At 62.5% G+C, this 13,274-nt stretch carries 8 protein-coding genes; 4 read left to right on the forward strand and 4 right to left on the reverse strand.

The genetic code is table 11. The annotated features are described in order from the left end of the window. The first annotated feature begins 1 nt into the window (after position 1). Entirely contained in the window at positions 2–1,612 is a 1,611-nt protein-coding gene (locus M2396_RS18985; RefSeq protein ID WP_101318214.1) for an ABC transporter ATP-binding protein, read from the forward strand. 28 nt (positions 1,613–1,640) lie between these two features. Here the strand turns inward: M2396_RS18985 and M2396_RS24200 are convergent, their stop codons facing one another. Together M2396_RS24200 and M2396_RS19000 are read right to left on the reverse strand one after the other, a co-directional pair. Further along, complete coding sequence (locus M2396_RS24200) at positions 1,641–2,969, reverse strand: PAS domain-containing methyl-accepting chemotaxis protein (RefSeq protein ID WP_310504241.1); 1,329 nt, start codon at positions 2,967–2,969, stop codon at positions 1,641–1,643. A gap of 90 nt (positions 2,970–3,059) precedes the next feature. After that, entirely contained in the window at positions 3,060–4,844 is a 1,785-nt protein-coding gene (locus M2396_RS19000) for a GGDEF and EAL domain-containing protein (RefSeq protein WP_259077274.1), read from the reverse strand. A 228-nt stretch (positions 4,845–5,072) separates the two neighbouring features. Here M2396_RS19000 and M2396_RS19005 point away from each other — a divergent pair, with 228 nt between their 5' ends. The 3 genes from M2396_RS19005 to M2396_RS19015 all read left to right on the forward strand — a co-directional run bounded on the left by M2396_RS19005 (position 5,073) and on the right by M2396_RS19015 (position 9,805). Further along, on the forward strand, positions 5,073–6,995 hold the full coding sequence (locus tag M2396_RS19005; protein WP_259077275.1) for an ATP-binding protein: 1,923 nt from the start codon (positions 5,073–5,075) through the stop codon (positions 6,993–6,995). Positions 6,996–7,260: 265 nt separating this feature from the next. Continuing rightward, positions 7,261–7,665: a DUF2946 family protein gene (locus M2396_RS19010; RefSeq protein WP_150573066.1), complete on the forward strand. Its 405-nt coding sequence runs from the start codon at positions 7,261–7,263 to the stop codon at positions 7,663–7,665. 79 nt (positions 7,666–7,744) lie between these two features. Further along, a complete protein-coding gene (locus M2396_RS19015) occupies positions 7,745–9,805 on the forward strand; it encodes a TonB-dependent receptor (protein WP_150569678.1) in 2,061 nt (686 codons plus the stop codon). Between the two features lie 126 nt (positions 9,806–9,931). Here M2396_RS19015 and M2396_RS19020 read toward each other — a convergent pair whose 3' ends face one another. Both M2396_RS19020 and M2396_RS19025 read right to left on the reverse strand, forming a co-directional pair. Continuing rightward, entirely contained in the window at positions 9,932–10,621 is a 690-nt protein-coding gene (locus tag M2396_RS19020) for a response regulator (RefSeq protein WP_150573067.1), read from the reverse strand. Then, a complete protein-coding gene (locus M2396_RS19025; RefSeq protein WP_259077277.1) occupies positions 10,618–13,272 on the reverse strand; it encodes a sensor histidine kinase KdpD in 2,655 nt (884 codons plus the stop codon). Before M2396_RS19025 ends, M2396_RS19020 begins: the two co-directional genes overlap by 4 nt. Between the last annotated feature and the right edge of the window lie 2 nt (positions 13,273–13,274).

A 13,274-nucleotide genomic window follows, 5' to 3' on the forward strand; every position in this document is an offset into this window, starting at 1 on the left:
CATGAGCGAACCTAACCTGATCGAAGTCCGTGATCTTGCGGTCGAGTTCCTCAGCGGTGACCAAGTCAACCGCGTTGTCGATGGCATCAGTTTCGACATCCGCAAGGGCGAGACCCTGGCCCTGGTCGGCGAGAGCGGCTCGGGCAAGTCGGTCACTGCCCACTCGATCCTGCGCCTGTTGCCCTACCCACTTGCGCGCCACCCCAGTGGCAGCATCGAGTATGGCGGCAAGGACATGCTCAAGCTTGGCGAAAAGCCAATGCAGCGCATCCGTGGCAACCGCATCGCAATGATCTTCCAGGAGCCGATGACCTCGCTCAACCCGCTGCACTGTATCGAGAAGCAGATCAACGAGATCCTGCTCCTGCACAAGGGTTTAACCGGCAAGCAGGCGACGGCGCGCACCTTGGAACTGCTCGACCTGGTCGGCATCCCTGAACCGCACAAGCGCCTCAAGGCGCTGCCGCATGAGTTGTCCGGCGGCCAGCGCCAGCGGGTGATGATTGCCATGGCCCTGGCCAACGAGCCGGAACTGCTGATCGCCGATGAACCGACCACTGCGCTCGACGTCACCGTACAGCTGAAGATTCTTGATCTGCTCAAAGAGCTGCAGGCACGACTGGGCATGGCCCTGCTGCTGATCAGCCATGACCTCAACCTGGTAAGGCGCATCGCCCACCGTGTTTGCGTGATGCAGCAAGGCAAGATCGTCGAGCAGGCCGAGTGCACGACGCTGTTCACCGCCCCGCAGCATCCCTATACGCAGATGCTGATCAACGCCGAACCCAGCGGCCAGCCTGCGGCCAACCCGCTTGGGGCGCCGCTGCTGGAGGTGGATGATCTGCGCGTCTGGTTCCCGATCAAGAAAGGCCTGCTGCGGCGTACGGTAGACCACGTCAAGGCAGTCGACGGGATCAATTTCAGCCTGCCCCAAGGGCAGACCCTGGGCATCGTTGGCGAAAGCGGCTCGGGCAAATCGACCTTGGGCCTGGCGATCCTGCGGCTGATCTCGAGCCAGGGCGACATCCGTTTTCACGGGCAAAACCTGCAGGGCATGAACCAGCAGGAGGTACGGCCGCTGCGGCGAGAAATGCAGGTGGTGTTCCAGGACCCGTTCGGCAGCCTCAGCCCGCGCATGAGTGTCGCCGATATCGTCGGCGAAGGCCTGCGCATTCATCGCATCGGCACCGCCCAGGAGCAAGAGGCGGCGATCATTGCCGCGCTGCAGGAAGTAGGCCTCGATCCGGCCACCCGCCACCGCTATCCCCATGAGTTCTCCGGGGGCCAGCGTCAGCGCATCGCCATCGCTCGCGCGCTGGTGCTCAAACCGGCGTTGATTCTGCTCGACGAGCCAACCTCGGCGCTTGACCGCACCGTGCAGCGGCAGGTAGTGGAGCTGTTGCGTTCGTTGCAGCTCAAATACAACCTGACCTACCTGTTCATCAGTCATGACCTAGCGGTGGTCAAAGCGCTGAGTCATCAGCTGATGGTGATCAAACAGGGGCAGGTGGTGGAACAAGGTGACGCGCGGGAAATCTTCCATGCGCCGCAGCATCCCTACACCCGGCAGCTGCTGGAAGCGGCGTTTCTGGAGGTCGAGCCGGCTGCCTGATGGCGTGCCGGCGCTACCGATCACACTTTCACGGGTGTGACTGACCGGCAATCTGCGATGAGAATCGGCCGACCGCTGTTACCACTTCCTGCGCACCCGACTGAATTTCAGTGATGACATGGCCGGCCTGGCTGGCCAGCGCCAAGCCGATTTCAGCCTGATGCGTGCTTTCACCCATGCTGACCACTGCGGCCTCTACAAGGGTGTTGTTCTTCTGCACCACTTCTACGATTTCCTGAGTGGCGGCACTGGTGCGGCCGGCCAGCTTCCTCACCTCATCGGCCACCACGGCAAAGCCCCGGCCTTGCTCGCCTGCGCGCGCGGCTTCGATAGCCGCGTTGAGGGCGAGCAGGTTGGTCTGCTGGGCAATGCCGCCGATGGTGGAAACAATCGATGTGATCAACTGCGACTGCTGCCCCAGCGCCTCGACCCCGGCGGAGGCCGTGGAGACCTGCGAGACGATACGGTTCATCGTCTCGACGGTATCCTTTACGGCCACCGCCCCCCTTCTCGCCGAGTCATCGGTTTTGCGAGAAACGTCATAGGCAACCCCAGCGGCCGCGCTGACTTCCTGCTCATGCTTGACCTGCTCGCTGATATCGACCGCGAATTTGACGATCTTGTAGAGCTGGCCACGGGTGTCGCGCACCGGGTTGTAGGATGCTTCCAGCCAGAGCTCGCGCCCTGACTTGTCAAAGCGCAGGAAGCGCTCGGCGACGAACTGCCCCTCGTTGAGGCTACGCCATAGCTGCTCGTAGGCAGGCGAATTGACATAGTTGGGGTCACAGAAAATACGGTGATGTTTGCCCACGATCTCTGCCAGCGAATAGTTCACCGTCCTCAAGAAGTTGTCGTTGGCAGCAACGATAGTACCGTCCAGCTCAAACTCGATGACCGCGGTCGAGCGGTACAGCGCCTTGATGAACTCGTCGTTTTCACGCGCTTTATCGATGCTCGCGGTGACATCGGTGCCGTAGGCCGACATATGGGTGACTGCACCCGCTGCTGACTTGACCGGGCACCAGGCCGCTCTCATCCAGACCATCCTGCCGTCGGCGGTGATATAGCGATACTCGTCGCTGACCCCGGTGCCAGTGCTCATGGCCTGCTGAAAATCCTTGAAGCATGGCAACTCTTTGACATAGCTGGGCGCGATGCTAGCCAGCGATTGCCCAAGCAATTGCGACTGTTCACGCCCAACCCATCGAGCAAAGTTGCGATTGACCGCGGTGATCAGCAGGTTCCGATCAACCGTTATTTCCAGCATCTCGTGAGTTCTTGCGGCCTGCGCGCGCTGCAGCGCGTCTATTTCGTCCTGCAGTCGCTGTAGCTGGTTTTTTAGCTTTGAATTGAACATGGTGTTCTCGGTGGTTAGCGACGCGGCCGAAATGGCAGGAGGTTGTCGAAGATCTTGCAGGTGCAGCTATGAGATTGAACATCGTCCTTGTCAGGTCATCGGCACGCAGCAGTCCTTCTGCAGCCAGGTTTCAAGTTCTGCGGGCGGCATCGGCTTCGCGTAAAAATAGCCCTGGCCCTGCTCACAGCCCCAGCCACTCAACAAATGGTGGTGCAGGTCGGTCTCGATACCTTCGGCCACCACCGTCAGGCGCAGGTCGCGCAGCAGGCTGACCAGCCCGCGAATGATGTGCCAATCGTTGTTGCCCGGCTGCAGGTTGGCCAGCAGCGAGCGATCAAGCTTGACGCTGGTGGCCGGGATGATGCGCAGGTAGACCCAGTTGCTGTAGCCGCTGCCGAAGTCATCGATGCCAATCGCCACCCCGAGTGTGCGAAAACGCTGAAGCTGTTGCTGCACCTGGTCGAAGTCAGTGACCAGAGCGCTTTCGGTAAACTCAAGCTCGATGCGCCGCGGGTCCACGCCGAACTCGCCGAGCGTACGGCTCAGGTACTCGAACAGGTGCCCATCGGCGAGATCCAGCGCGGAGATATTCAGCGACACGGTCATCTGCAGCCCCTCCGCCCGCCACCTGCGCATTTGCTGACAGACATGCCAGATCACCCACCGGGTGATGCCGCGAATCGAAGCAGTGGTTTCAGCCAATGGGATGAATTCAGCCGGGCTGATTTCGCCCATGGTCGGATGCTTCCAGCGCAACAGCGCTTCTACTGCCACGCAGCGTTTGCTGTTGAGATCAACCCTTGGCTGATAGACCAGACGAAGTTGGTCGGCAGCTACCAGCGCCGGTTCCAGAGCGATGAGCAAGGCCGTACTGCGGCGCTGGCTGGTATCGACCAGCGGGTCATAGACCAGCCAGCGTCGCTCGCTGCGGCGCGCCGCATCGGTCATGCTCGCCATCAAACGCAGGGTGTCCAGCGATGCATCGGTGTCTGCATCCGGCTCGAGCACGCTCATGCCGACATCGGCGAACACCGGCACATTGCCGCTGTGCAACGGCCCACTCAGCGCCGCAACGATAGCGTCAAGCCTGGCCGGCGATGAGGCCACGTCATTGCATTCGATCAGGGTCAGAAAACCCAGCGTGCTCGGGCGGTACAGGCGCGACCCCGGCGGCAGGGCTGCCAGCAAGGCCTCTTTCACGGCCAGCATGAAGCTTGCGAAAAACTCGATGCCCAGTGCCTTCACCAGGCGGTCCATGCCGGCTGCTGAAATAGGCTCGATGAACACTGCGACCTGGCCAGCGACGCTGGCGCAGTCGGCGAAGTCGGCTTCGAAACGGCGCCGGTTGGGCAAGCCGGTCATACTGTCGTAGAAATATTGATCATGGATCGACTGCAACCGCGATACAACAATCTGCGCCGCGCTGCGCAACAGCGCCTGGTCGCGCTCGGACAACGACGGACGTGCCGCCTGGTCGATGATGCACAGCCGCCCTAGGTTGAGTCCTGGCTTGATCACCAGCGGTGCGCCAGCGTAGTAGCGAATGTAGGGGTCACCCTGCACCAGCGGGTTATCGACAGTGCGCGCATCGGTCAAGGCGTCGCAGATTTCCAGCACAGTATCCTGCTCAAGTTCAAGGGCGCAGAACGACATCTCTCTGGGCGTGCGCTCGGCGACCATGCCTACCCGCGCCTTGAACACTTGATAGTTGCGGTCGATGATGCTGACCAGCGCGGTAGGCACTTGAAAATGGGCACAGAGCATCGCCACGACACTGTTCAGCACCGGGTCCGAGCCACTGACCAGGTTGGACGTCAGCCGATCGACCTCGGCCAGACGCAACCGCTCATCGTGCATAATTGACGAATTACCCACCGTAACTCCTGTAGCACTATCCAAAAGACTTACCTATGAGGCACATTGCCAGCTTAGTCAGCCCGAGCGCGCGAGGACAATCAAACCTCGCAACGGCCGACCGTAAAAAAAACTATTGGACGACCAGGCGTAACTAGCCTATCAGTCCGGGAAGGCGCCTAAAGCAGTGCTTTAGCGCTATATATGCCCTGTACCTGCATGCCTGGCTACCACTGTTCGGAGTGTTTTTTGACCCGTTTGCCTAGATTGACCGCCGCTGCCCTGCTGCGCCTGGAGCGCAAGCAGCTCTCGCCTGCATTGCGCTATCTGGGCACCGTAGTGGTGGTCGTGGCATGCGCTTTCGCGCGAGCGCAACTGCCCGCTACAGCCTTGCCCTACCTGTTCTTCATTCCGGGGCTGATGTTCATCGGCTTCTGGTTCGGCGCGGGGCCAGCGGTACTGGGATGCATCATGGCGGTGCTGACGGCACAATATTTCTTCATCGGGCCGGTCGGCTTTGGCGCCGACTGGACCGACTGGATCAACAGCCTGAGTTTTGGCCTGGTTACCTTGGCAATGGCAGTGGTGTGCGCGCTGTTTCGGCGCAGCATCAGGGCACTGGACCGGCTCAATCAAAACCTTGAGGACGAAGTCGAGCGGCGTACCGATGAGCGCGATGACATCTGGAAACTGTCACCCGACCTGATCTGCACCTTGTCGGCACAGGGTGAAGTGCTGGCGATGAACCCGGCCTGGCAGGCCGAGACCGGCTGGACCGAGCAGCAGCTCAAAGATGGCGCGTTCTACAGCTATATTTCGCCTGCGCAATTATCCGACTCCGTGCGCAACCTGCATGATCGGCAGATTGCCGAGCTCGACACGCAAAGCGTACGCAACAACGGCCAGCCTCTGCTGCTGAACTGGCGTATCACCGGCCGCCAGGGTCGGTTTTTTGCCGTGGCCCGCGATGTCACATTGTACCGCGAGCGCCAGCTGGCCTTCGATCAAGTCCGTTCGCAGCTGCAGCAGAGTCAGAAAATGGAGTCGCTGGGGCAACTGACCGGAGGCTTAGCCCATGACTTCAACAACCTGTTGACGATCATCAGCGGCAGCCAGGACATGATCGAACAACGCATCGCCCAAGGCCGCCTGGCAGGGATCGAGCGCTATGTCACCCTCGCCCGAAACGCCACGCAACGAGCCAGTTCACTGACGCATCGGCTGCTGGCGTATGCCAGAAAACAGCCTTTGGTTGCAGCTAGCGTCGATCCGGCGGTGTTGATCAAGAACATGGAAGAGTTGATTGCACGCACGCTGACGCCGCTGATCAACATCGAACTGCTCGCCCCTGGCGCACCCACGCTGTGCCACTGCGATGCCCACCAACTCGAGAACGCCCTGCTCAACCTGTGCATCAACGCGCGTGACGCAATGCCTCAAGGCGGCAGGCTGCGAATCGAGGTCAGTACGCTGGCGGTGACCGACCCGGGCACTCTGCATGTGCAAGCGGGTGACTATGTACGGATCTGCGTGGCGGACACCGGTATGGGCATGCCGGCGAGCATTGTCGAGCGCGCGCTGGAGCCGTTTTTCACCACCAAACCGCTGGGCTCCGGGACCGGGCTGGGGCTTTCGATGGTCGAGGACTTCGCACGCCAGGCCGGCGGGGCTGTTCGTATTGAGTCAGAGCTGGGCAAAGGCACCGCGGTGTGCCTGTTCCTGCCGGTCTACCAAGGCAGCGCCCCTGTAGCGCAAACGCAGCAGGCAGACCTGCTGCAAGCAACGCCTGGCAGCAGCCGCGGATCGGCAATAGTTATCGACGACGAAGCCGCTATTCGTGAGCTGGTTGCCGAAACGCTTCACGAGGCAGGTTTTGAAGTGGCTGAAATGCCCAGCGCTGATCAGGTCGTGCAGCGTATCGCCGAGTTGCCTGATCTGAAGCTGATCGTTACTGACCTGATCTTGCCCGGCGGCAGCAGTGGTCACAAAATCGCCGAAGCCGCCTGGGCAGTACGGCCAACACTCAAGGTGCTGTTCATCTCAGGCTGCGTCGATACCGCGAACGGCAGCCCTGAGCGGCAGGATCAGTCGCAGTTGCTGGCCAAACCGTTCACCATCGAGCAGCTTAGGGCCAGCGTTGAGCATTTGCTCAACTCACCGGCTGGCGCTTAGCCTGTTCGCAGCTGTCGAGCTAGCGAAACCTTGCGAGAGGCGTGGTTGACGGCCGCTTTGGGCACCTGGCGTTTGCAGGGCACAGCCGATGCCGGCAGGCGTGATTGTCTGCGCAGTGGTCGCCTGTGTCGAGCGCTCGACGCCTGGCTTTGCCTTGAGCAGCCGGCACCAATCGCGCTCACCCGTGACAACATAGCGCATCAAGACACTTTTACAGGCCCAGCCAAATGCGGCTTAATGCGCGCCTACTTTTCTGGTAACGCCGATGCGGTCACGCCTGCACCCTTACCTCTTGCTACTCGCCTGTTGCGCAGTGTTGTTCAACCTGCTGGCGATGCCGCTCGACCGTGCCCTGCGTGAGCCCGCCCTGGATGAATCGCTGATCTTCGGCAGCTTCTGCAGCCTGCATGGCGGGCAGAGTTTGCCCAAATCGGTGCTGGCGCAACTCAAGCTGGAGTTGCCAGACTTCTCCGGGCACGGCGAGATCAAGCCCCAGGCCGGTGATTGCTGCTGTGGCCATACCGGCCAAGCGGCGCTGCCAGGCGCCTACTTCAAACACCTGTTGCCGCGCTTCTGGCCAGACGCCCTGTTGCTCGGCCAGCGCCCGGAGTTGCCGCTGCCGCGCCAGCAGTGGCCGAACCTCACCCCACGCGCCCCGCCGCTGACCTGAATCGTCGCCAAGCAAATGATCGTGCGCGCGAACTGCGCAGCACGGTCGTCTCCGGCTTTTCTGTCAGGAACCTTTATTCATGCCTGCGTACCTTCGTACTGCACGTAGCGTCGTGCCCGTGCTTGCCATTACCTGTGCCGCCACGCTCTGCCCACTGTCCCAAGCCATTGCTCAGGCTGTGCCTGCCGACAATTCCACCCTGACCCTCGGCGCCGTTACCGTCTCCGGCACCGGTAGCGGGCCGCTGGCGACCAGCAGTGTGCTCAGTTCAGTAGATATTCTTGGCGGCGACATTCTCGAGAAGATGCCCGTTGCCTACAGCTGGGAGCTGTTCAACCGTGCACCGGGCGTGATGCTCACCGGCTTCAACCAAGGCACCACCTCGGGCAAGTTGTCGTTTCGCGGCTTCAATGGGGAAGGCGAAGTCAACGCCGTAAAGCTGCTGATCGACGGCATCCCGAGCAATACCAATGACGGCAACATGCCCTTCATCGACTCGGTGTTCCCGCTGGACATCGACAGCGTCGAGGTCGTGCGCGGTACCAGCGATCCGCGCTATGGCCTCAACAACATCGCCGGCAACGTCAATATCAATACCCGCAGTGGCGGCAACTACAACAAGGCACGCCTGCGCTACGGCAGCTTCAACACCCGTGAAGTGCAACTGGCCAAGGGCATCGAAACCAGCAACTGGACGCAGAACTACTTCTTCGCCCGCCAGCAGGTCGACGGCTATCGCGAGCATGCAGATACCGAGCGCTACAGCTTCAGCGGCAAGTGGTTCTATACCCCCGACGACGGCAGCTACCGTCTCGGCCTTAGCGCCCGCCATTACGAAGCCGACGCACAGGAAGCGGGTTACTTGAGCGAAGCCGATGCCCGCCAGCACCCGCGCATGAGCAACGACTTCAACGCCAGCGACAAAGGCACCCGGCGCATGAACCAGCTCAGCGTGCACTTTGACACCGACCTGGCCGAGACCCTCGCCTGGTCGGCCAAGACCTACCTGAATACCTTCGATGATCGGCGCTGGACCCAGTACTGGCGCACCAGCGCGCAGCAAGAGCGCGATGCCTATGAAACCCAGTACGGCGCCCTCACCTCGCTGACCTGGCGGCCAGAAGTAGATTGGCTGCACGGCTTTGCCCTGGAAGGCGGCAGCGACGTGCAGAAGCAGGACAACCGCAGCGAGCGCTATCGCACCGTCCAGCGCGTACGCCAGGCACAGACCCGCGACCAGGCCTTCGATTTCAACACGGTCGGCGCTTACGTACAGGCCGAGATCGAACCGATCGAGTCGCTGAAGATCGTGCCGGCCTATCGCGTCGACAAGATCAGCGGCGACTTCACCAACCAACTCACCGGGCAAACCTCCGACATCAACGACTACGGGCTGATCAAGCAACCCAAGCTCAGTGTGGTCTATTCGCCCTGGCAGTATGCCAGCGTCTACGCCAACTGGGGCCGCACGTTCCAGGTCGGCAGCGGCGCTGCAGCCTACAAGGTGCCGCCGCGCAATGAAGACCTGCAACCGTCGATCAACGAAGGCTGGGAAACCGGCATAAAGTTCACCCCCGCCAGCTGGGTTGATGGCCGCGTCGCCTACTGGCGCCAGGACGCCACCGGCGAAGTCAGCCGCCGCCTCAACGACCCCAGCGGGGAGTCTGACAACGTTGGTGAAACCCGACGCTGGGGTTACGACCTGCAGGTCAACCTGCACCCGGACGAACGCACCGAAGTGTGGGCTTCGTATTCATGGCAATACTCGAAAATCCTCGAGCCGAGTAGCGCCTTGCCACAGAGTAAAGGCAAGGAAATCGACCATGTTCCGCATCATTTGTGGAATACCGGTATCAGTTACCAGGCGACGCAAGCATTGCAGTTGACTGCGTGGATGAATGGGCAGACCAACTACTATCTTGAGCGGGAAAACACTCAAGGTACGTATGGCGGTTATGTGTTGATGAATATCGGAGCGACTTACACGTTCACCGAGACGTTGAGCGTTGACCTGCAGCTCAAGAACCTCACCGACCGTTATTACGAATATGCCTGGTATGACCCGGATGGGGCTAAAGACTCACTGCACTCGCCTGGTGATGGGCGAGCGTTGTATGCGGGGTTGACGGTCGACTTCTAGGCTGCACATCTTCGCCACAATTGAATCGGAATGCTCGGGACCGCATGCAAATGCGGTTCACGAGCATCCACAACTCGTATTACTCAATCGCGATCAAGCGCCGAAGCGGTGTTGCAAAGTACGGGCTTACGACACCAACAACCGATACCCCACCCCAGGCTCAGTCACGATAAACCGTGGCGCGGTAGGGTCATCGCCCAGCTTCTGCCGCACATGCGCAACCACGATCCGCAGGTAGTGCGTATCGTCGACGTGGCTCGGCCCCCAGATATCCTTGAGCAGTTGCTGCTGGGTGATCACTCGCCCGGGGTGCCCGGCCAGTTGCGCCAACAGTGCGTACTCCTTGCGGGTCAGCGCTATTTCGCTGCCATCGAGGGTCACGCGGCGGTAGGCGAAGTCCACCAGCAGCGGCCCGAAGCTGGCACTGGCCAGCGCGGCGCTACCCTGTGGCACCTGGCGCAACAGGGCGCGAATGCGGGCGAGAAACTCCTGAATGCCGAACGGTTTGGTGACGTAGTCGTTGGCGCCGCCATCCAGGGCATCGACCTTTTGCAGCTCGCTGGCCCGCACCGACAGCACCATCACCGGCACCGAGCTCCACTCGCGCAATTCGCGCAGCACCTGCTGGCCGTCCATGTCTGGCAGGCCGAGGTCGAGCACAATCAGGTCGGGTTTGGCCAAGGCCGCCTGGGCCAGGCCTTCGCCGCCGGTGGCGGCTTCGATGACCTTGTAGCCTTGCGAGCTCAGGCTGATGCGCAGGAACTTGCGAATCTGCGGTTCGTCGTCAATGACCAACAAAGTGGCGGTTTGGCTCATGAGTCCTGGCTTTCGGCGGTGGGCTGTGGGGGCAATGGCAAGCATAGAGTGATGCAGGTGCCGTGGCCATCGATGCCGTCAGCCACCTGGATGCTGCCGCCGTGGGCGCCGATCATGCCCTGGCAGATGGCCAGGCCGAGGCCAGTGCCCTGCCCGCCGCGGTCGCCGCGGGCGGCGGTGTAGAACATGTCGAAGATCTTTTCGCGTTCAGCTTCGGGGATGCCGGGGCCTTGATCGCTGACGGCCAGGCACAGTTGCTCATCACGCACGTCGACCTGCAGTTGCAGGCGGCCATCTGGGGGTGAAAAGCGCGCGGCGTTTTCCAGCACGTTGACCAGCGCCTGTTCGATCAAGGCAGCGTGCACGAACAGCAGCGGCAGCTCGCTTGGCACATCGGTGCTGACCCGCAGCGGCGCCAGCACCGCGCGCAGACGCTGCAGGGCGCTGGCGACGATATCGGCCGGGGCCACCCAGTCACGCGCAAGCTTGAGACTGCCGTGACCGAGGCGGGTCATGTCGAGCAGATTCTGGATGTAGCGGTCGAGGCGCTCGGCTTCATCGCGGGTGCCTTCGAGCAATTCGCGGCGGTCGTCGGGCGGGATCGCATCGCCGAGCGCAAGCAGGCTATCGATGCCGCCGCGCATAGCGGTCAGCGGTGTGCGCAGGTCGTGTGACACCGAGGCCAGCAAGGCGCTGCGCAGCTGTTCGGTTTCGCCGTGCAGCCGCGCAGCTTCGAGTTGTTCGCCGAGGCGCGCGCGGGCCAGAGCCTGCGCCAGCGGCTGGGCCAGCGCCATCAGCAGGCGTCGGCGCTGGGCTGTGAGGGCCGCGTTGTCACGTGGGCGTACGCCGAGCAGGGCCAGCGGTTGCTCATCGACCAACAGCGGCCACCACCACCAGCGACCATTGGGCAAGGTGTCGCTGCCGTGGCCAGCGGCCTGGCCGTGCTGCCAGGCCCAGTCAGCGGCAGCGCGCTCGGTGTCGCTCAAGTCGGGCAACTGGCCGTTGGCAGCTTGCAGCAGGCCTTCGCTACCTCGCTCGAGCAGACATACGTGCAGATCCTGCCAGCCGTCGAGGTGCTGGCTGGCGGCGCTGAATACTGCCTGGCGGTCGGTGGCGACGGTGAGCTTGCGTGACAGGTCGAGCAGTTGACTGGTCTGCGCCTGGGTCTCGCGCAAGGCCTGCAACTGGCGCCGCTGGCGCGCGGCGAGGTTGCCGGTGAGCGCGGCCATCAGCAGGAAGAACACCAGCGTCAGCACATCCTCTTCGCGCTGGATGCTCAGAGAGAAGTTGGGCGGGATGAACAGAAAGTCATAGCTGACAAACGACAGCACCGCGCACGCCAGCGCCGGGCCGAGGCTGCTGCGCACCGCCACCAGCAGCACGGCGGCGAGAAATACCAGCGAGATATTCGGCAACGCCAGCACGCTGGACACCGCCCAGGCCAGCCCTGCGGCAAGCGCAGTGGCGAGCAGCGCCAGCAGATAGTGCCGCCAGATCCACACCCGCTTCGCCGCCGTGCGCGGTGCGGGTGGCTGCGCCTCGCGGTCGAGCACGTTGATTTCCAGGCCGTGGTTTTCGCGCAGCAGCCGCGCAGCGACACCGGCACCGAACAGGCGCCGGCGCAGACGATCACGCGACTGCCCCACCAGCACCAGGCTGGCACGGCGCTCGGCGGCATGCTGGAGCAAGGTCCTCGCGACTTCGCCGGCGCGCAACAGCACTACCTCGCCGCCCAGCCGCTCAGCCAGTTGCTGCGCGCTTTGCAGACGCTGGCGGGCGCTTTCGTCGCGCAGCTTGCCGTTGTCGACATGCACCAGGCTCCACGGCAAATGCCGGCGCTGGGCCACGCGGCAGGCGTGGCGGACCAGCCGCTCGGCTTGCTGATCGCCGTCGACGCCGACCAGCAAGCGACCACGCAGGGCCGGCGCTTCCTGGCCAAGCTGGCGATAGCCGTGGGCCAGGTCGGCATCCACCTGCGCCGCGGCGGTGTGCATGGCCAGCTCCCGCAGGGCACTGAGGTTGGTCTGCGAGAAGAACGCATCGATGGCGGCGCGGGCCTGCTCGGGCACGTAGACCTTACCTTCGCGCAGGCGCTGCAGCAGTTCGCGCGGTGGCAGGTCGATCAGCACCAGTTCGAAGGCTTCCTGCAGCACCCAGTCGGGCAGGGTTTCGCGGACCTGCACACCGGTGATGTCGCGAACCTTGTCGTTAAGGCTTTCAAGATGCTGCACGTTGACCGTGGTGTAGACATCGATGCCGGCCGCGAGCAGCTCCTGCACATCCTGCCAGCGCTTGGCATGGCGGCTGTTGGGGGCGTTGCTGTGGGCCAGTTCGTCGACCAGAGCCAGCTCGGGACTGGCGCGCAGCAAGCCGTCGAGGTCCATTTCCTCAAGAGTGACTCCCCGGTATTGGCTGCGCAGCAGCGGCTGCTGGAGCAAGCCGCCGAGCAGCGCCTCGGTCTCGGCCCGGCCGTGGGTTTCGACCACCCCGGCCACCACCTGCACGCCTTGGCGCTGCTGGGCGTGGGCGGCCTGGAGCATGGCGTAGGTCTTGCCCACGCCGGGCGCTGCACCGAGAAATACCTTGAGCCGGCCACGCCCGGCGCGCGGCAGGTTGGCCAACAGCGCGTCGGCGCGGGCAGAGTCACTCATGT

Origin of the sequence: Pseudomonas sp. BIGb0278 (genome assembly GCF_024809895.1) — a bacterium.
In the GTDB taxonomy this organism is placed as follows: Bacteria; Pseudomonadota; Gammaproteobacteria; order Pseudomonadales; family Pseudomonadaceae; genus Aquipseudomonas; species Aquipseudomonas shirazensis.

Excerpts from the sequence above, each read along its gene's own strand:
- M2396_RS19020 (WP_150573067.1), bottom strand. The coding sequence starts at position 10,621 with ATGAGCCAAACCGCCACTTTGTTGGTCATTGACGACGAACCGCAGATT.
- M2396_RS19015 (WP_150569678.1), top strand. The coding sequence starts at position 7,745 with ATGCCTGCGTACCTTCGTACTGCACGTAGCGTCGTGCCCGTGCTTGCC.
- M2396_RS19025 (WP_259077277.1), bottom strand. The coding sequence starts at position 13,272 with ATGAGTGACTCTGCCCGCGCCGACGCGCTGTTGGCCAACCTGCCGCGC.
- M2396_RS18985 (WP_101318214.1), top strand. The coding sequence starts at position 2 with ATGAGCGAACCTAACCTGATCGAAGTCCGTGATCTTGCGGTCGAGTTC.
- M2396_RS24200 (WP_310504241.1), bottom strand. The coding sequence starts at position 2,969 with ATGTTCAATTCAAAGCTAAAAAACCAGCTACAGCGACTGCAGGACGAA.
- M2396_RS19010 (WP_150573066.1), top strand. The coding sequence starts at position 7,261 with ATGCGGTCACGCCTGCACCCTTACCTCTTGCTACTCGCCTGTTGCGCA.